This window comes from Clostridium merdae, assembly GCF_900176635.1.
Taxonomy (GTDB): Bacteria; Bacillota; Clostridia; order Oscillospirales; family Acutalibacteraceae; genus Faecalispora; species Faecalispora merdae.
Genome location: NZ_FXLN01000003.1, coordinates 355,110 through 371,882 on the forward strand (window position 1 = coordinate 355,110; position 16,773 = coordinate 371,882).

The window sequence follows — 16,773 nt, forward strand, 5'->3', positions numbered from 1 at the left end:
AATGCTTTTTTCTGGATTCCCTCATTTTGTTCTTGACAGTAAAGAGCTTTATTGATACACTAAAACTAATAAAGCATAAGCATAAGATTACGCCACTAAACAATTGATTATAAAGTGAAGTGATAACATGATAACAGAAAGAGAACGCCAAATTTTACAGTGGATTGAAAAGAACCCCACCATATCGCAGCAAGAGCTGGCAGATAAAGCGGGTATCTCTCGTTCGTCTGTTGCGGTGCACATTTCGAACCTGATGAAAAAAGGCAGAATTCTTGGTAAGAGCTATATTCTGCAAAAAACACCTTACGTGGTTGTCATTGGCGGAGCAAATATCGACATTGCCGGTAAGCCGTATTCCACTCTTGTACAGCGCGATTCAAACCCCGGGCGAGTCTCGCTCTCCCCTGGAGGCGTAGGAAGAAATATCGCACAGAATTTAGCGATGCTCGACGCTGAGGTAAAGCTGATTACCGCCCTTGGAGAAGATGCTTATGCAACGGAACTGGTCGGGAGCTGCCGAAGTGCGGGAATTGATATTACCGAATCCTTAACAGTACCGGGGGGCACTACCTCCACCTATGTTTTCATCACCAATGAACATGGGGATATGGAACTTGCAATCTCAGACATGAAGATTTACGAAAACCTGACGCCACAGTATTTAGAAAAGCGTTCAGACCTAATTAGCAATGCAGCGTTGTGTATTATAGATACCAACCTGTCTGCGGAGACCATTCGCTACATTGCGGAAACATTTCATGTGCCACTGTTCTGCGACCCGGTGTCTACCGCAAAGGCGACAAAGCTTTCGGGCCTACTGGGTAAATTCCACACGCTAAAACCAAACCTTTTGGAGGCAGAACTGCTCAGTGGTGTAAAGATTCATGATGAACGGTCTTTGGAGCAAGCGGCAAACGCACTGCTACAAACCGGGTTATCGCAAGTATTTATCTCGATGGGGCAAAACGGCGTTTATTGTGCAAACCAAGAGCAGCATGTCACCGTGCCGCCAATTCCCAGCGATATTGTAAACACCACAGGCGCCGGAGACAGCATGATGGCTGCGGTTGCTTGGGGCTGGCTACAAAACTTTTCAATGGAAGATTGTGCCCGTGCTGGTATGGCTGCGGCATCTATTTGTATTGAGAGTGTGGGCACCATTAGCCCGCAGATGAGCTGCGAAAACGTATTACAGAAAATGAAGAAATAAGTTATTAGATAAAACCGCTTTCGTTTCCCATTGAAAATACGAAAGCACTGCTGAAAGGAGTCACATTATGAATAACCTAAAAAAATATCTTGAAGTTTCCCCCGAGGTACAAGAGGCACTTGCAGCTAATAAGCCGGTTGTTGCTCTTGAGTCAACCATTATCTCTCACGGTATGCCTTACCCCCAGAACGTAGAAACCGCACTAAAGGTAGAGCAAATCATCCGTGATAACGGTGCCGTTCCCGCAACCGTTGCCATTATTGGCGGCAAGCTGCGTGCTGGCCTTTCGAAAGATGAGATTGATTACCTTGGCAAAAAAGGCCTTAGCGTAACGAAAGCCAGCCGCAGAGACCTTGCTGTACTGGCTGCGCGCGGTGAGGACGGCGCAACCACAGTTGCCGCGACAATGATTGTTGCCGCACTGGCTGGCATCTCCGTATTCGCAACCGGCGGCATTGGTGGCGTACACCGCGGAGCTGAAACAACCATGGATATTTCTGCCGACTTGGATGAACTGGCAATGACTCCAGTAATGGTCGTCTGCGCCGGCGCAAAATCCATTCTCGACATTGGTCTTACCATGGAATACCTTGAGACCAAGGGCGTGTCTGTTCTTGGCTACCAAACCGAAGAGCTGCCTGCATTCTATACCCGTAAAAGCGGCTTTAAAGTAGACTACCGTATTGATACTCCCACAGAGCTTGCAAAAATCTTCCAAGCCAAGGAAGATTTGAACATGAAGGGCGGCATGCTCGTAACAAACCCCATTCCGGAAGAATTCGCAATGGATCACGATTACATTTCGAAATCCATTGAAGATGCCTGCGAAGAGGCCGAGAAGCTTGGGATTAAAGGAAAAGAGACAACTCCCTTCCTGCTGGATAAAATCCAGAAAATCACCGGCGGCAAAAGCCTGGAGGCAAACATTCAGCTGGTGTTTAACAACGCCGCACTCGGCGCAAAAATTGCGGCTGAGCTTAGCAAATTAAAGTAAGCTTATTTACACGTAAGCTAGTATAAAAGGGCAGAGAAACAAATTTGTTTCTCTGCCCCTTTTTATACTTTACAATGTAACCAATATCTCTTTAGTAATAGCATAATCGTTTATTATTTTAATTAAATTATTACGATAAACAGCTTCCGCTGCATGAATATCTTTTCCGCCCTCGCCATCATCATATTCAGGAAATATGATGAAATTAGCATGATCCATTTTTTTAATAATATATTCGTTTCCTTCAAATTCACCGTTTCTAATATGATAAGATGTAATAAAGGCTATAATGTCATTATAAAGTTCTTGGGTGTTTATTTCGGATCGCAAAAAACTATTTAATACATCCATTTTAATTTTCCTCTCTACGTAACTGGATATGCACTTAGCATACCGCCATCATCTGATATAACAATTTTTATAAGTTGCTGACCTTTAGTACCAACCTTTTGTCCAGCATCAATAATGATTTCGTAACTTTGCTGTCCCTTTTTAGTCAACCCATTATCACTAATTGATTTTACTGTCCCATCTTTTATTGCCTTCTGCAAAATTTTCTCAGAATCACTTTTATTTTTCCCCAAGAATTTCGCACCATTTCCACCAGTATAAGATAAATGCTTAGGTTTAACGAAGGCTTTACTGATATCAAAGCCCTAACACATTAAGAAGGCAGGGAAACGGTTCGTTTCTCTGCCTTCTCTAGTTTTAAAACAATCCTTTTTCTTTTATACTTAAGAAACTCTCGTGGGTTTTTAACAAATTTGAATTCATTTGATTTTTTTATTGCAATAATCATCTGCTCTGCTATTGTCTCTATCACTTCGTTATTTTCAGATAAAAAAACTGCTTCATTTTTTTCAGCAAAATTAATAACTGAATTTAAAACATCAACATCAAGTGACATCAGACTGAATCGACCAGAAACATCTAATAGAGAACCATCTTGGTAGTATAATTCAATGCAATTTTCATCTGATAGTCCAAATAATCTTACATCTTTACTCCATCCCTTAGTTTGCGTTAAATGCTTAGATAAGTCAACAAGTGTAGATTCATTAATATCAAATCCTTTCCAAGAGGATATTTTCTCATTGTTAAAATTGATATTATCTAAATCACTTTTAAACAACTTGACCTTTGGTATTAATTTAAAATTAAATTGCCATATTGCCATTTCTAATTCTCTTTATTAAGTTTCCCCAAAACAAATCATTTGTTGTTTCATATCCCATATAAGGCAAATCCACTTTTTGAGAAGGAACCTCTTTTATCCCAAACTGTTTCGCTACCCTATTATGAATCCTGCAAATCTTGATTTTATGCTCTATTTAACCTTTCTTTGGCTTCACTTAATAAGCCATTAAGCCATTCTACTGGAATAATAAGGTCTTTATTCGTTGCATACCATTTCATCTCAAGACCATCTTCACCTTGCTTTATAACAGCAACGTCTTCATCATTGAACAATATTTCTACAATGAGATTGTAATCATCAAATGGATCATTTGCAAAATCTGCATTCCATCCGCTCATTCTTTTCACTCCTTATTTTGTAGGTGTATATTTCTCTAGAAACCCTATAAATGATTTTCCATCTGCTGAATATCTAACACCTGTTCCATCTGGCATACGAACATCTAAAACATCACCATATGCCTTGGTATTCCTCACAGCAGCAGTAGAATTGGGATTATCAAGTACTTGATTTAAATAATTAATTCCTTGCTCAGTATTCTTTGCAACATTACCAGTTACTTCACCAGTGAAAGTCCCTGCTCTTTGAGCGTTTCCAGCATGTTTCTGAAATGCTCTTCCAATTGGAGTTACTCCTCCTTTTCCAGGGGCACCTGCAACTTTAGTAAGTCCCTCTCTAGTTATTCCGGAAGGTAAAATGTCATTTATAGCTTTACCCGCTCCCTTAACAACACCGCCAACAGCCTTCTCTGCATCCTTTACCTGCTCTGCTGCTTTAACTCCATCCGTTACTATTCCGGCGGCTTTCATGCCCTTTGCTGCGGCGGAGGCATCCGCCACCGCTCCTATCCCTTTCGCCGCCAGACGGGTACCTGTACCTGCCGAACCGATGACTGGTACGAATGCCGCTCCAGAGATTGCTGCATTACTTATATCACCTTGCGCTAAATAAATCAAGGCATTTGCAGCGTCAGCTACCTCTCCATACACAGGTACAAATCCTGCTACGTCTAGCCCCGTGTGGATTTTCTCCACATTCTCTGCTGCCACAGCTTTTGCTTTTGTTACTGCTTCCGTTACTTGGCTCACCGCACTGGTGACGGCTTGTCCCACAGTAACAGCCGTAGACTGTATTGCTTTGCCGGAATCCGAGAATGAACTTTTTACCGTATCTACCACTTTACCTGCGGTTGCCATTGCAGAACTAACCGTATTTTTCACACCAGGAGGCCTTGCTTGTGCTTGTGTTCGTTCTTCTCTAGGAGTAGGACGAACTGTATGATCTCATTATTCTTGCCATAAACTTACGGACTCCTGATTATTTATTTCACTACATTATGTTTATGTAATGATTGCAAATTAATAAGAGCCCCCAAACACTCTGCCATTTGCCGCATATGTGGACGAATGGGACAAGGTATATTGATCCTCTAAAATATAACCGCCGTTTACAAATAGCTTTAGCGTCCACTGCCCCTCCGGGTAAACCTTATCCTGCTCCTGCAAGGGAAGCCAGAACCATAGGTATACGGGCTCATCCGGTGAATACTCGTCCTCAAACAGAATATTTTCCGAATAATCAAAAAATTGGCCATGAGCATCAAACCAGAGGGCACTAATGCAATGCAGCCCTTTAATATTGGTAAAGCTAAAACGCGTTACCAATTGCTTATCCATTCCCAAGTGAAATGTTTTTTTATTGATTGCCACCGGAAGCTCTGTTTGTACCGATGTAACCGCATAGCTTTCTATATTTAAAGAATACTGTTCATTGCTGTACAGCTGCTCTTCTTGCTCGTTAATAACGATTACCGACCAAAGCTCATCATACAAATGCGGCAGAAACACATTATTCTGCGGGTCATTGAGCATGAACTGCTCATTAATCAAGAATTTATAATAATGCTCGCCGGGAGGGAGTTCGGCTTCGGTCACCCAGCCACCCTGCTCCCGTTTCATCTCACCCGCTTTTTCATCATACCCGTTAAATGAGCCTAACACAGAGACACTTTGCACGCAGAGATAGGGGCTTTCTTGTAACGTAAACTTGATTTTCATAAAATCCCTTCTTCCATGTTTTTTAGGTAGCACTACTGTTTTACGATTGTTTGTATCCACTTCTCCTGAATACGACATTTTTCGCCAAGCTCACATGTATGTATTGAGCCATTTCCGCACAGACATTCCTTGTAAATCTAGTAAATATATCGAAAAAAAGAGAAAAATAATTAGAATTAAATGAGAAAATATAAAATAATTGATATTTATAATAACGATAGGGGTTATCAGTAAATCCGATAACCCCTATTTCTAATTTTTAAATGCCCTATTTGAATAAAAATTATTTGCAATTGTTGTTTACTAAAAATATAAAAAACTGCTAAGAACATTTCTTAGCAGTTTTTTTATATTGAAAAGTTGCGATTCATTTTCTTTTTTGTGCTCATTATGAAAGAAAACAATTCGTGCGACTGTTAGTTTAAGCAAACCCCCAGACCCGTTCCTGCTTGCTCTTAAGCATCATTCTGTACTAAGTGCATTTGGGACCAAACTGCTTTTTGAATGAAATCTCTATTATTTAGAAATAATTCTGATAGAACAGGGTCAAACTGTGTACCTGCACACCGTTCAATTTCATGAAACGCTTCATCTATGGAGCGCTTGAGGCGGTATGGTCGCCCGCTTATGATTGCATCGAAAGCATCACAAAGAGAGGTAATACGGGCCACGATTGGAATTTCTCTTCCTTGCAGCCCAAATGGGTACCCATGTCCATCCCAATGCTCGTGGTGGCTCAGTGCAGCCTCCACCGTAAGCTTAAAAAATCGTTCATCCTGAAAGCATACCGTATTTTGCTTTAGGCAGCTTAAAATATTCTTTCCATAAATCGGGTGCTGCTGTACAATCATTATCTCGTCTGGAGTAAGCTTCCCCGGTTTCTCTAAAATTGAGCTGTCTACCCAAAGCTTACCAATGTCGTGATAAAAGGCTGCACGACCAAACATGAGGCAGTCTTCCAATTCAACTTCCGGATACCGGTTTGATGTAATGCAAAAGCAAAACACTCTTGTAAAAAGCTCTACACGGCTCATGTGTGTAAACAAGCTATGGGGCATTTTCTGTAGTAAATGGTCAAGGGTTAACTGCGATGCTGGCGAATCATTCATTCTTGTCATCTCCATACTCAAGTTTACCGCCGCCGCTCCGGAATAATAATAATTAGTTATTAACTATTTAGTCTAACTGCCTTTTTAGACCATTATAGCACGGTCAAACTGCACATACAATACAAGTAACAAATATATTGGAGGTAAAGAGATTATGGTGGACTACCTTGATATTGGAAAGCGAATTCGTAAAACCCGAACCGCAAAAGGCATAACCCAGGAAAAATTAGCCGAGCTCATCTGCACCGGTACAACTCACGTCAGCCATATTGAAACAGGCAATACCATCCCCAGCCTTAAAACCTTTATTGCCATTGTAAATGCACTTGAGGTTTCACCTGATGAACTTCTTTGTGGGAATATTGACCAGTCAACTCACGTTTTTCAAAATGAAATAACGCTCATTACCAACGATTGCTCCCCAAAAGAGATTCGTGTGATTGCAGAAACGATTTCATCGTTAAAAACCTCAATGCGAAACACGTTTGGGAATTCTTAATTGATGTTTATGAGAATAAGATTTTGTTTCAATTCGTCCTTTCCTTATATAACCAGAATATATGTCCCTAACACTTTAACGTAATAAAACAATTGCAATAATCGATTTACACAATTGCATTTCCATTGTTTTAATTGTTTATAATTTGCACAATAACTTATTAAATAACTAAAAAAAATCAATTTCTATCACAAAAATGAAGTATTATATTCAATTTATTTCATTTTCGCCTTGACAACTACTATCTTATGGAATATGATGAGGTAGCTAATTTTGCAAGATTTATAATTCAATCATGCAATTTTTACATTTTCTTATTACAAGCCATAGGGGTTGATAACATGTTAAAAGAGGGTCAAATCCGGATTCCATCCGGCTGTGCAATTTCCGGAATTTTTTCACGCAACGGAACTAGAATTGCTGGAGATAAAATTATTCGTTCTATTGAAACCATGCGCGTACGAAGCAACGGGCTAGGTGGAGGGTTTGCGGCTTATGGTATTTACCCCGAACGTAAAGACTGCTATGCCCTCCATGTTTTCTTTGAAAATGAATCTGCAAAGGAAGAAGCAGAAAAGCTTTTGTTACAATATTTCGAAATTGTGGAATCGGAAAAAATCCCAACACGGCCTATTCCAGAGATTACAGACGCACCCATTATCTGGCGCTATTTTGCAGTTCCCTCCCCCCACTTCCTTCAAGATAAAGTGTTAGAAGAGAAGGAGCTCGTTGTAGAATGCGTGTTTCTAATAAATGCCAATATTGCAGGAGCGTATGTTTTCTCCTGCGGGAAGAACATGGGAGTTTTTAAAGCCGTAGGTTACCCGGAAGATGTAGGACGATATTACAAGCTGGAGGAGTACCAGGGCTATTCTTGGACTGCCCACGGGCGTTACCCCACAAACACTCCCGGTTGGTGGGGCGGTGCTCACCCCTTTGCGCTGCTGGACTATACCATTGTACATAATGGTGAAATTTCAAGCTATGACGCCAACCGGCGCTTTATTGAAATGTATGGCTATAAATGCTCCCTGTTGACCGACACGGAGGTCATTACCTACATGATTGATTACCTGCACCGCCGAAAAGGCCTAACCTTAACGGAACTGGCCGACGTAATTGCAGCCCCTTTCTGGGAAGAAATAGACCGTATGACGGAGGAACGCAAACGCTACCACACATCCCTGCGAAACATTTTTTCAGATTTATTAATTACCGGGCCTTTTTCCATTCTGCTTGGCTTTGAGGGCGGTATTATGGCACTCAATGACCGCCTAAAACTTCGCTCCCTCGTGGCGGCAGAAAAAGAGGATATGGTTTACATAGCCAGCGAGGAATGTGCCATCCGCGCGATTGAGCCGAATCTGGACCGCATTTTTGCTCCCAAATACGGTGAGCCCGTAATTTACACACTCAATAAGGAGGTGCAGTTGTAATGTCCGTCGATTTTATATACCCAGACTATACCGTTGTACGGGATAAGGACTTGTGCACCAACTGCCAGATTTGCGTAAAGCAATGTGGGCTGGGAGTACATACCTACGATGCGAAAAACAAGAGAATGAAAACTGACAGTACTAAGTGTATTAACTGCCAGCGGTGTGTGGCGTTCTGTCCTGTTCTGGCGTTAAAGGTGGTAAAGTCGGATAACACCTATAAACTCAATGACAACTGGACTCCCTCCGCAATTAATGAGGTCATTCAGCAGGCAAGCTCTGGCGGAATGCTGCTTTCTTCTATGGGAAACCCAAGGCACTTCCCCATTTACTGGGATAAAATACTCATTAATGCATCCCAGGTTACAAATCCATCCATTGATCCATTAAGAGAACCGATGGAAACACGTACCTTTTTGGGTAAGAGGCCAAACAAGCTGGAGCGCGATGAGCAAGGCCAGCTCAATTTTGAAAAAGCCCCGCCACACCTTACATTAGATGTTCCCATTCTGTTTGCGGGCATGAGCTACGGTGCAGTAAGCTACAACGTTCACCAAAGCTTAGCAAGAGCTGCCGAACAGCTTGGCACTTACTATAATACCGGCGAGGGTGGGCTGCACGAAAGCCTTTACAGATATGGCGGCAACACCATTGTTCAGGTGGCGTCCGGGCGCTTTGGTGTTCACAAGGACTACTTGGAAGCCGGAGCAGCAATTGAAATTAAGATTGGTCAGGGTGCAAAGCCGGGAATTGGTGGGCACCTCCCGGGCTACAAGGTAGGAAGCGAGGTTTCAAAAACCCGCATGATTCCCGAGGGTAGTGACGCAATTTCCCCTGCCCCTCACCACGATATTTACTCCATTGAAGACCTTCGACAGCTAGTTTATTCTTTAAAAGAAGCTACCGCTTATACAAAACCCATCATTGTAAAAATTGCGGCCGTGCACAACGTAGCCGCCATAGCAAGCGGCATTGCCCGAAGCGGTGCAGACATTATTGCGATTGATGGATTCCGTGGAGGCACCGGTGCCGCTCCCACACGTATACGCGATAATGTGGGCATTCCCATCGAGCTGGCAGTCGCCGCAGTAGATGACCGCCTGCGAGAAGAGCAGATTCGCAACAATGTTTCGCTGATTGTCTCAGGAGGTATTCGAAACTCCACCGACGTTCTAAAGGCCATTGCGCTGGGAGCAGATGCGGTGTACATCGCAACTCCTGCGCTCATTGCACTTGGCTGCCACATGTGCCGCAGCTGCCAAACGGGCAAATGCAACTGGGGTATTACAACCCAACAGCCCGATTTAGTAGAACGCCTGAACCCCGATGTTGGAACGCAGCGGCTGGTGAATCTGGTATCTGCTTGGCAGCACGAAATAATGGAAATGATGGGCGGCATGGGCATTAACTCCATTGAAGCTCTTAAGGGCAATCGCCTGATGCTCCGCGGTATTGGCTTAAACCAAAAAGAACTCGACATTCTTGGGATTAAGCATGCCGGAGAATAGACGATACAACGATTTATAAACACACACACATATTAGATAACTTGTTTTTACAGGAGGTGCAGGTTATGAGAATCAACGCAACCAACAATTTGAACTTCCGAGCTCTGAACGAGCAGATTCGGAACACCCAAGATAAAAACGTAATTATTGACAACTGCCTTGGGCAACGATTCATTGGCAGCGGTATGGGGCAGCGCAGGCTGACCATTAACGGCACACCCGGGAATGCCCTTGGTGCTTACCTGAACGGTGCGAACATTGAGGTAAACGGCAATGCACAGGATGCAACCGGTGACACCATGAACAACGGCTGCATCGTAATACACGGCAACTGCGGAGATGCGACCGGCTACGGTATGCGCGGCGGTGAGATTTATATTAAAGGTGATGTTGGCTTTCGAGCCGGTATTCATATGAAGGCTTACCAAGAAAATTGCCCCGTTATGGTGGTCGGCGGCAAAGCCGGCAGCTTCTTGGGGGAATACCAGGCGGGTGGTACCATTATCGTACTCGGCCTAAACGACGAAGAGAACGCACCGGTAGGAGCACAATGCTGCACCGGGATGCACGGAGGCTGCATTTTTTTGCGCTGCGATTCTCTTCCAGAAGATCTTCCCGCTCAGGTAGTTTCCAGAAAAGCAACCGCAATCGATTTTGACCACATTAACGAATACATTGAAAGCTTCTGCGAGCACTTTAGCGTGCAAAAAGAGCAAATCTTCGATAAGCCCTTCTACGTTTTGGAGCCCAATACAAACAACCCCTACCGCTCCATTTACACCACTTACTTGTCGTAATGGTGTTCCTCCTATTATACCGCCCCCCAACTCCTTTATAATTTGATATGAAAAGCTAGAAAGCCGCCCCTTTATGCCAAATGGCCAAGGGGCGGCTTTCTATTGCTATATAATTTAAAATTTATTTTTTTGATGAAGCTTTGTCAACCGCTCCAGTATTTCAACATCTGCCGGGCAAAATTCATACTGCGGTATTTCGTCTGTTGTAATCCAGCGCAGGTCGTTGTGTTCCAGCAGCTTTGGTACTCCGGATAAAATGACAGCGTGAAATAGCGTTAAATGAACACGAATATCTGGGTATTCGTGCGTTACCTCACAGAACACTCTGCCTGTTTGTATTGTTATCCCCAGTTCTTCCTTGCATTCCCGAACCAAGGCCTGCTCCTTTGTTTCACCCGCCTCTACCTTTCCCCCAACAAACTCCCACTGCAGAGGCCGTGTTTTATTTGCGGGGCGCTGGCAAATTAAAAAACGATCTCCTTCCCAAATCAGGGCAGCTACCACCTCTGTCATTCCTGTTCGCCTCCATATATTTCTTTTTTACTTCACCTATTCTCTGACGAAAGACTTTATTTGTCAAATTATAAATGTAATTCCCAGTGTTTCAATTCGTATGAACTCTATTCTAATTTCAAAAACTGAGCTAAAATTCATTCTAATATCGATTATAAAAAAAGCTTGAAGTATAAAAAAGCTCTGCTATACTGGTAATCACGGTACCGTAAAAATCAAATCAGATGAGGAGATTCTTTATGGAGTTTACAGTAAAACAGATTGGTGTTGCTCGCTGCGATAATCAGTATCATTATTGGATCGAGCTAGACCCGAACTATAAAAAAGCGATGACAGGGCTGGAGGGCTTTGAAAGCCTGAACATCTTCTGGTGGTTTGACCGTTGCGATAACGCGGAAAATCGGGCTGTTTTAACAGAAGAGCAACCTTACTCAAAAGGCCCTGCTGTGCTTGGTTCTTTCGCCACTCGCTCCCCGCAACGCCCTAACCCCATTGCGCTTACCTGCGCACAAGTAACGTATTTGGATATGGAAAAGGGAATCATTGGCCTCACTTATTTTGACGCGCTTGACCAAACTCCTATTTTGGACATTAAGCCCTATACCCCCAGCCTAGACCGAGTAGAGAATCCCGGTGTACCAGACTGGTGCGCACACTGGCCTAAAAATGTAGAAACCAGCGGTGATTTTGATTGGTCTGCTGAATTTAATTTTTAAATCAAATAGTCTATCTTTTAAACAGAGTAAGATTCAACAGTCTTGTTATATTTGGTTGAAAACAATTGCAAACAAACTCCCTTTCATCTTCAGCATATGATTTACTTTATAAGAGAAAAGTTTCTTATCACTATAAGAATCCAATCGCTCTTCCCCTCTTATGCTTTTACAAAAGTATTGAAATACTAGAGCACAAAGCAAAAGACCCGCGAAATATTCGCGGGTCTTTTGCTTTTATTGTTGTATAGGAAGATACATAATACGAGCACTAATATTGCTGGAGGCTCTTCCAGTTGCCAAATCGGCATACCAGAAGAACAGGCCGGGCCATGTCTTTTGGCACCAACGCCCACCAAACATGGAGCTTTGCCAGCCCTCAAATGTATTGTTTTGTTTAAAATAGTCTCCTACGGGGCCATCCTCCGTACCCTTTACCTCAGAGGTTAAGAACATAAAGTCACATTCTTCGCTGTAAGCAAACGCAGAGGTAAATCCATTTTCCTTACAAAGGGTAAATCCGGTATTCCGGTAGGGAGCGCCCTTATAATCATCTTGGTACTCTCCATCGCTCCACCAAACAGCATTGATTCCACTGCATTCAAAGTTTAGGCCGTCAACCAGCTTCCAAATATTGCCCCATAGGTTTTCTTCCCCGCGGTATGTAACCGAAGAGAAGCCGTCGTCAGCTCCACTGGAACCAGAGGTATTCCCTAGGTGTGCTGTACGCCCGGTTTTTTCTGCCCCATTTCCGCCTTCGCCCACCTCTTTATTCACGACACCTTTACCGATACCCTTTTTTGAGTCGAAGCTAGCATATTCTACTAGCATCAACAATTCAGTTGCATTGAGTGAGAGGCAATCGATGAGCTGCCAGCCCTCCCCGCGATTTGCCGCTAAAATGCGGGCGTTTGCACGGTTGAGCATTTGGCCGTCCGCACCGCTTACTGGCTTTGTACCTGCAATAGAGGACAAAGTAAGAGAAGAATTAGGAGCTGCTGTAAAAACGTTCTCATCCTCATAATAATAGGAAGCTTTCTCCTTGTCGTAGATACTGGCTTCATACGCACTGGCATACATAAAATTATATTCCACACCGCGCCGCAAAAAGCTTGGGTACACGCGAAAGCCCGGCTGCGCATACTCACTCACCCACCAGCGCGCCCTGCGAATATGATGCCCTTCGCCGCCCTCAATTGGCTCTAAAGCAACCGGCTCTACTTTGTAGTAGAATTTTGGCTGTTCCACCATAACCTGAACCGGTGTGCCTACCGGGTAGGTTTTGCCATTTTTTACAAGGGTTTTTGTTAGTGTGCCGGTCTCAGAATATCCTTCTTCACCATAATAGGCAACAACCGTACCGTCATCGGTCAGGTTACAGCGTTTTCTTCCACCGTACATGGGAATCGCATCAAAATCCGCTCCCGGTTTTTTGCCTACGGAAGCCCCCAAGCGCTGTGCCACACCTGTTGTAAAATCAAAATCCACACCATATGCAATACTTTGATTCATAATAACATACTCCTCCATACAATTTGTTTTTGTTAAGGCCCTGCGGTGCATCCGCAGGGCCTTAACTGTTAGCATAAACGAAACGGTTACCGAATTGTGAGGAGAGGATCACCGGCACCCACGGAATTATTTTTTTCTACACTGATTTTTTCTACCACACCGCTTGCAGGGGCAAGCAGCTCGTTCTCCATTTTCATAACTTCCAGCAGTATGACAGGCTGGCCTGCGGTAATGGAGTCACCCTCATGTACCATAACATCTAAAACTTTACCCGGGAAGTCTGCCTTCATAATTGTTGCTTCTGCACTCATTGTAAAATCTCCTTTTCATAATAAAGAATTGTCTTCTATTTAATGCTCTGAGAATCTTCTCGGCAGTATCTACTGCAAACCCGCTGTTAGATAGCGCAGCGGCTCTTAGAAAGTGCCCTTTGTAAGAAGCGCCGCAATGCTACTCTCAGATTCCAACGTGCAAATATCGTACTGTGCGCTTAAAAAAGCCTTGCTTTGCAGCAGCTTCATTTGAAATGCCGCGTTGGTATCTACACCAGTAACCGAAAACTCCCGAATTGCCTGCTGCATTTTTGCTGCGGCCTGTTCCCTTGTTGGGGCATAGGCAATCAGCTTTAGGAGCAGGTTATCGTAATACGGTGGAATAGAGTACCCCTCATAAACCGCAGTATCGAGTCGGATTCCACCACCACCCGGCAGCCGAAGATTCGACAGTGTACCCACTGAGGGTGCAAAGTTCTCTTCCGGCGTTTCTGCGTTAATCCGGCATTCAATGGCGTGTCCCTTGGGGTGCAAATCGCTTTGCACAAAGGGCAGCCGTTCTCCCTGCGCCACTCGAATCTGCCACTCTACCAAATCCACACCCCACACCAGCTCTGTAATGGGGTGTTCCACTTGAATGCGTGTGTTCATCTCCATAAAATAAAAGCTGCCGTTAGAATCGAGAAGGAATTCTACGGTTCCCACACCGGTATAGCCCACCTGCTGCGCGACACGCACAGCGGCTTTTCCCATTTTTTCACGAATCTCATCGGTTAGCACGATACTAGGAGAGGGGCATTCCTCGAGCACCTTCTGATGCCGCCTTTGCAAAGAGCAGTCGCGCTCCCCCAAATACACCGCATTGCCGAAGGAATCCGCCAGAATTTGCACCTCAACATGGCGAGGATTTAATAGCTTCTTTTCCAGATAAACATCTCCGCACCCAAAAAAGCGCAAGGCTTCTTCCCGTGTAATGGCAAGAGCCTCCGGCAGCTGGCCCACACAATCCACCTGCCGAATTCCCCGACCACCACCACCGGCACACGCCTTAATGAGAACCGGAAAGCCCATGCTCTGCGCACACGCTTCGGCTTCCCGCTGTTCCCGCACCACACCGGCAGAACCGGGAATTGTAGGCACGCCCGCAGCCGCAGCCGCGCTTTTTGCGTTTGCCTTATTTCCCAAGCTGCGAATCACTTCTGCCTTTGGGCCAATAAAGCAAATTCCTTGCTCTGCGCAACGTTCAGCGAATTCTGCATTTTCACTTAAGAATCCTACACCCGGGTGCACTGCCTCGGCTCCCGTTATTTTGCATGCAGATAAAATCGTATCCATATTCAAATAGCTTTTTGCAGACGGTGCCGGCCCCACACAAACCGACTTGTCTGCCAATGAAACATGCAGAGCGTTTTTATCTGCCTGCGAGTAGATGGCTACCGTGCCAAGCCCCAGCTCTGCGCATGCGCGTACAATTCGAACCGCAATTTCGCCCCGGTTCGCAATTAACACCTTTTTGAACATTCTTATCCCCCGCCACGCTGCCTGAAACAGCTCTTATTTCATTCGCAGAATTGGCTGACCGAATTCCACTGCCTGTTCGTTTTGTGCAATAATTTCAGAAATAATGCCGTCGCGATCGCTGACAATCTCATTCATATTCTTCATGGATTCAATCACAAACAGCGGGTCGCCTTTTTTTACGGCTGTTCCAACCTGAACAAAAGGCGGCTGCTCCGGCGAAGCAGAGGCATAAAACATTCCAACTAGCGGTGAGGTTACCACACTGTCTTGTACAGGCTCGCTAGACTCTTGCTGCGTTTTAGCGGCAGTCTCCGTACTGCCACCTTTCCCCAAATTGCTTTTCTCTAAATACAGTTCGCCCTGTAAGTTCGATACCCGCAGTACACCAATTTGAGTATTTTCAAACTCTTGCATCACCCGCAGTACATCCTTTAGGGACATCTGTATTTCTGCATTCTGTACCGGCAGCATGGTCTCTTCTGCATTTTTTAATCTTTCCTGATAGGTTTTCAATTCTTCCTGTGCCTCCTCCACACCAACTGCACGAAAGCAGATGGTATCTCCGGGTCTTGCCTGCGCCAGCCGGGGCAAATCTGCCGTTATCACTGTCGCAATTTTTGTGTATCCTCCGGTGGTCTGCCGATCCGCCATCATAATAATTGGCTGGCCGGAAGCGGGCACCTGAACCGCACCCATCACAATACCGTCAGAAATAATGTCTGCCCCCGCGCTTTGCTGAATCTGCGCTCCCTCCAGCCGGTAGCCCATGCGGTCACTTACAGGGGTTACCGTATACCTGTCACGAAGGAAGGTTTGAATTCCTTCCGGTGTAAACGCATTCTCCTGCGGTCCTAAAATCACACGCAGAAAAATTTGCTTTGGGAGGCTCGGTACCAGCTCGGTGCGCATTGCAAGTGCGGCAATGTTTCCACATTCCCCAAATGGCAGCTCATCCCCCGCACGCAAAGGCCGTCCCTCTAGACCGCCAATTTGCGCTTTGCAGCAGGTAGATTTGCTCCCCAGAACACCGGGAACGGCAATTCCGCCTGCAAAGGCGATATACAGCCGACAGCCCCGCTGCATTGGCTCAAAAGAGAGAACATCTCCCTCACTCACCAGAACGGATTGCCACATGGAAGCGGTACGCCCATTGATTTTCATTTCTGCCTCACCACCAGTCACTGCAATGAGGCAGCTACCCTGAAACCGAAGGCTTGGGGCGATGAGCGTTGCCTCCAGCACTGCTTCGTCCGGCTCGTTGCCCACAAGAAGATTGGCTACCCGAAAGCTGAAATCATCCATTGCTCCGGCGGGGGAAATTCCCGATTCCAGAAAACCTAGTCTGCCGGAATCCTGCACAGTGGTAAAAAGCCCCGGGGATAGTACAACTGCACTGTTCATCCTATGTTCCTCCTTCCCGCACTGCGGGAGAAC

19 protein-coding genes are annotated in these 16,773 nt (G+C 44.8%); 7 read left to right on the top strand and 12 right to left on the bottom strand.

The window, feature by feature from the left end; translation table 11 throughout:
* Positions 1–127: 127 nt before the first annotated feature.
* Together CAN90_RS03450 and CAN90_RS03455 are read left to right on the top strand one after the other, a co-directional pair.
* A complete protein-coding gene (locus CAN90_RS03450; protein WP_085832439.1) occupies positions 128–1,210 on the top strand; it encodes a PfkB family carbohydrate kinase in 1,083 nt (360 codons plus the stop codon).
* A gap of 67 nt (positions 1,211–1,277) precedes the next feature.
* Positions 1,278–2,204: a pseudouridine-5'-phosphate glycosidase gene (locus CAN90_RS03455; protein WP_085832440.1), complete on the top strand. Its 927-nt coding sequence runs from the start codon at positions 1,278–1,280 to the stop codon at positions 2,202–2,204.
* 69 nt (positions 2,205–2,273) lie between these two features.
* Here the strand turns inward: CAN90_RS03455 and CAN90_RS03460 are convergent, their stop codons facing one another.
* The 7 genes from CAN90_RS03460 to CAN90_RS03490 form a co-directional block, all read right to left on the bottom strand.
* Complete coding sequence (locus CAN90_RS03460; protein ID WP_085832441.1) at positions 2,274–2,555, bottom strand: hypothetical protein; 282 nt, start codon at positions 2,553–2,555, stop codon at positions 2,274–2,276.
* A 14-nt stretch (positions 2,556–2,569) separates the two neighbouring features.
* On the bottom strand, positions 2,570–2,788 hold the full coding sequence (locus tag CAN90_RS03465) for a hypothetical protein (RefSeq protein ID WP_085832442.1): 219 nt from the start codon (positions 2,786–2,788) through the stop codon (positions 2,570–2,572).
* A gap of 80 nt (positions 2,789–2,868) precedes the next feature.
* On the bottom strand, positions 2,869–3,381 hold the full coding sequence (locus tag CAN90_RS03470; protein ID WP_085832443.1) for a hypothetical protein: 513 nt from the start codon (positions 3,379–3,381) through the stop codon (positions 2,869–2,871).
* A gap of 143 nt (positions 3,382–3,524) precedes the next feature.
* A complete protein-coding gene (locus CAN90_RS03475; RefSeq protein WP_085832444.1) occupies positions 3,525–3,740 on the bottom strand; it encodes a hypothetical protein in 216 nt (71 codons plus the stop codon).
* Positions 3,741–3,752: 12 nt separating this feature from the next.
* On the bottom strand, positions 3,753–4,622 hold the full coding sequence (locus CAN90_RS03480) for a hypothetical protein (protein WP_085832445.1): 870 nt from the start codon (positions 4,620–4,622) through the stop codon (positions 3,753–3,755).
* A gap of 138 nt (positions 4,623–4,760) precedes the next feature.
* Complete coding sequence (locus CAN90_RS03485; RefSeq protein ID WP_159450353.1) at positions 4,761–5,459, bottom strand: early set domain-containing protein; 699 nt, start codon at positions 5,457–5,459, stop codon at positions 4,761–4,763.
* 455 nt (positions 5,460–5,914) lie between these two features.
* Positions 5,915–6,568 (bottom strand): HD-GYP domain-containing protein, encoded by a 654-nt coding sequence (locus tag CAN90_RS03490; protein ID WP_242953563.1) that lies wholly within the window; start codon positions 6,566–6,568, stop codon positions 5,915–5,917.
* A gap of 154 nt (positions 6,569–6,722) precedes the next feature.
* Between CAN90_RS03490 and CAN90_RS03495 the strand changes: the two genes are divergently transcribed.
* The 4 genes from CAN90_RS03495 (at position 6,723) to CAN90_RS03510 (ending at position 10,808) form a co-directional block, all read left to right on the top strand.
* Entirely contained in the window at positions 6,723–7,067 is a 345-nt protein-coding gene (locus CAN90_RS03495) for a helix-turn-helix domain-containing protein (protein ID WP_085832447.1), read from the top strand.
* 341 nt (positions 7,068–7,408) lie between these two features.
* Positions 7,409–8,503, top strand: coding sequence for a class II glutamine amidotransferase (locus CAN90_RS03500; RefSeq protein WP_085832448.1), 1,095 nt, complete (start codon positions 7,409–7,411; stop codon positions 8,501–8,503).
* On the top strand, positions 8,503–10,011 hold the full coding sequence (locus CAN90_RS03505; RefSeq protein ID WP_085832449.1) for a glutamate synthase-related protein: 1,509 nt from the start codon (positions 8,503–8,505) through the stop codon (positions 10,009–10,011). Before CAN90_RS03500 ends, CAN90_RS03505 begins: the two co-directional genes overlap by 1 nt.
* 65 nt (positions 10,012–10,076) lie before the next feature.
* Positions 10,077–10,808, top strand: a complete 732-nt coding sequence (locus CAN90_RS03510) for a GltB/FmdC/FwdC-like GXGXG domain-containing protein (protein WP_085832450.1) — start codon at positions 10,077–10,079, stop codon at positions 10,806–10,808.
* Positions 10,809–10,922: 114 nt separating this feature from the next.
* On the opposite strand, the gene CAN90_RS03515 is transcribed toward CAN90_RS03510, so the two are convergent.
* Positions 10,923–11,321, bottom strand: a complete 399-nt coding sequence (locus CAN90_RS03515) for a (deoxy)nucleoside triphosphate pyrophosphohydrolase (protein ID WP_085832451.1) — start codon at positions 11,319–11,321, stop codon at positions 10,923–10,925.
* Between the two features lie 239 nt (positions 11,322–11,560).
* Between CAN90_RS03515 and CAN90_RS03520 the strand changes: the two genes are divergently transcribed.
* Positions 11,561–12,037: an SAM-dependent methyltransferase gene (locus tag CAN90_RS03520; RefSeq protein ID WP_085832452.1), complete on the top strand. Its 477-nt coding sequence runs from the start codon at positions 11,561–11,563 to the stop codon at positions 12,035–12,037.
* Between the two features lie 234 nt (positions 12,038–12,271).
* Here the strand turns inward: CAN90_RS03520 and CAN90_RS03525 are convergent, their stop codons facing one another.
* The 4 genes from CAN90_RS03525 to CAN90_RS03540 form a co-directional block, all read right to left on the bottom strand.
* Positions 12,272–13,546, bottom strand: a complete 1,275-nt coding sequence (locus CAN90_RS03525) for a hypothetical protein (protein WP_085832453.1) — start codon at positions 13,544–13,546, stop codon at positions 12,272–12,274.
* 86 nt (positions 13,547–13,632) lie between these two features.
* Positions 13,633–13,857, bottom strand: a complete 225-nt coding sequence (locus tag CAN90_RS03530) for an acyl-CoA carboxylase biotin carboxyl carrier protein subunit (RefSeq protein WP_085832454.1) — start codon at positions 13,855–13,857, stop codon at positions 13,633–13,635.
* A 105-nt stretch (positions 13,858–13,962) separates the two neighbouring features.
* Positions 13,963–15,339, bottom strand: a complete 1,377-nt coding sequence (gene accC, locus CAN90_RS03535) for an acetyl-CoA carboxylase biotin carboxylase subunit (protein ID WP_085832455.1) — start codon at positions 15,337–15,339, stop codon at positions 13,963–13,965.
* A gap of 33 nt (positions 15,340–15,372) precedes the next feature.
* Positions 15,373–16,740, bottom strand: a complete 1,368-nt coding sequence (locus CAN90_RS03540) for a 5-oxoprolinase/urea amidolyase family protein (RefSeq protein WP_085832456.1) — start codon at positions 16,738–16,740, stop codon at positions 15,373–15,375.
* Positions 16,741–16,773 lie beyond the last annotated feature (33 nt).

Excerpts from the sequence above, each read along its gene's own strand:
- CAN90_RS03450 (WP_085832439.1), top strand. The coding sequence starts at position 128 with ATGATAACAGAAAGAGAACGCCAAATTTTACAGTGGATTGAAAAGAAC.
- CAN90_RS03455 (WP_085832440.1), top strand. The coding sequence starts at position 1,278 with ATGAATAACCTAAAAAAATATCTTGAAGTTTCCCCCGAGGTACAAGAG.
- CAN90_RS03460 (WP_085832441.1), bottom strand. The coding sequence starts at position 2,555 with ATGGATGTATTAAATAGTTTTTTGCGATCCGAAATAAACACCCAAGAA.
- CAN90_RS03470 (WP_085832443.1), bottom strand. The coding sequence starts at position 3,381 with ATGGCAATATGGCAATTTAATTTTAAATTAATACCAAAGGTCAAGTTG.
- CAN90_RS03475 (WP_085832444.1), bottom strand. The coding sequence starts at position 3,740 with ATGAGCGGATGGAATGCAGATTTTGCAAATGATCCATTTGATGATTAC.
- CAN90_RS03485 (WP_159450353.1), bottom strand. The coding sequence starts at position 5,459 with ATGAAAATCAAGTTTACGTTACAAGAAAGCCCCTATCTCTGCGTGCAA.
- CAN90_RS03490 (WP_242953563.1), bottom strand. The coding sequence starts at position 6,568 with ATGAATGATTCGCCAGCATCGCAGTTAACCCTTGACCATTTACTACAG.
- CAN90_RS03495 (WP_085832447.1), top strand. The coding sequence starts at position 6,723 with ATGGTGGACTACCTTGATATTGGAAAGCGAATTCGTAAAACCCGAACC.
- CAN90_RS03500 (WP_085832448.1), top strand. The coding sequence starts at position 7,409 with ATGTTAAAAGAGGGTCAAATCCGGATTCCATCCGGCTGTGCAATTTCC.
- CAN90_RS03505 (WP_085832449.1), top strand. The coding sequence starts at position 8,503 with ATGTCCGTCGATTTTATATACCCAGACTATACCGTTGTACGGGATAAG.
- CAN90_RS03510 (WP_085832450.1), top strand. The coding sequence starts at position 10,077 with ATGAGAATCAACGCAACCAACAATTTGAACTTCCGAGCTCTGAACGAG.
- CAN90_RS03515 (WP_085832451.1), bottom strand. The coding sequence starts at position 11,321 with ATGACAGAGGTGGTAGCTGCCCTGATTTGGGAAGGAGATCGTTTTTTA.
- CAN90_RS03520 (WP_085832452.1), top strand. The coding sequence starts at position 11,561 with ATGGAGTTTACAGTAAAACAGATTGGTGTTGCTCGCTGCGATAATCAG.
- CAN90_RS03525 (WP_085832453.1), bottom strand. The coding sequence starts at position 13,546 with ATGAATCAAAGTATTGCATATGGTGTGGATTTTGATTTTACAACAGGT.
- CAN90_RS03530 (WP_085832454.1), bottom strand. The coding sequence starts at position 13,857 with ATGAGTGCAGAAGCAACAATTATGAAGGCAGACTTCCCGGGTAAAGTT.
- accC (WP_085832455.1), bottom strand. The coding sequence starts at position 15,339 with ATGTTCAAAAAGGTGTTAATTGCGAACCGGGGCGAAATTGCGGTTCGA.
- CAN90_RS03540 (WP_085832456.1), bottom strand. The coding sequence starts at position 16,740 with ATGAACAGTGCAGTTGTACTATCCCCGGGGCTTTTTACCACTGTGCAG.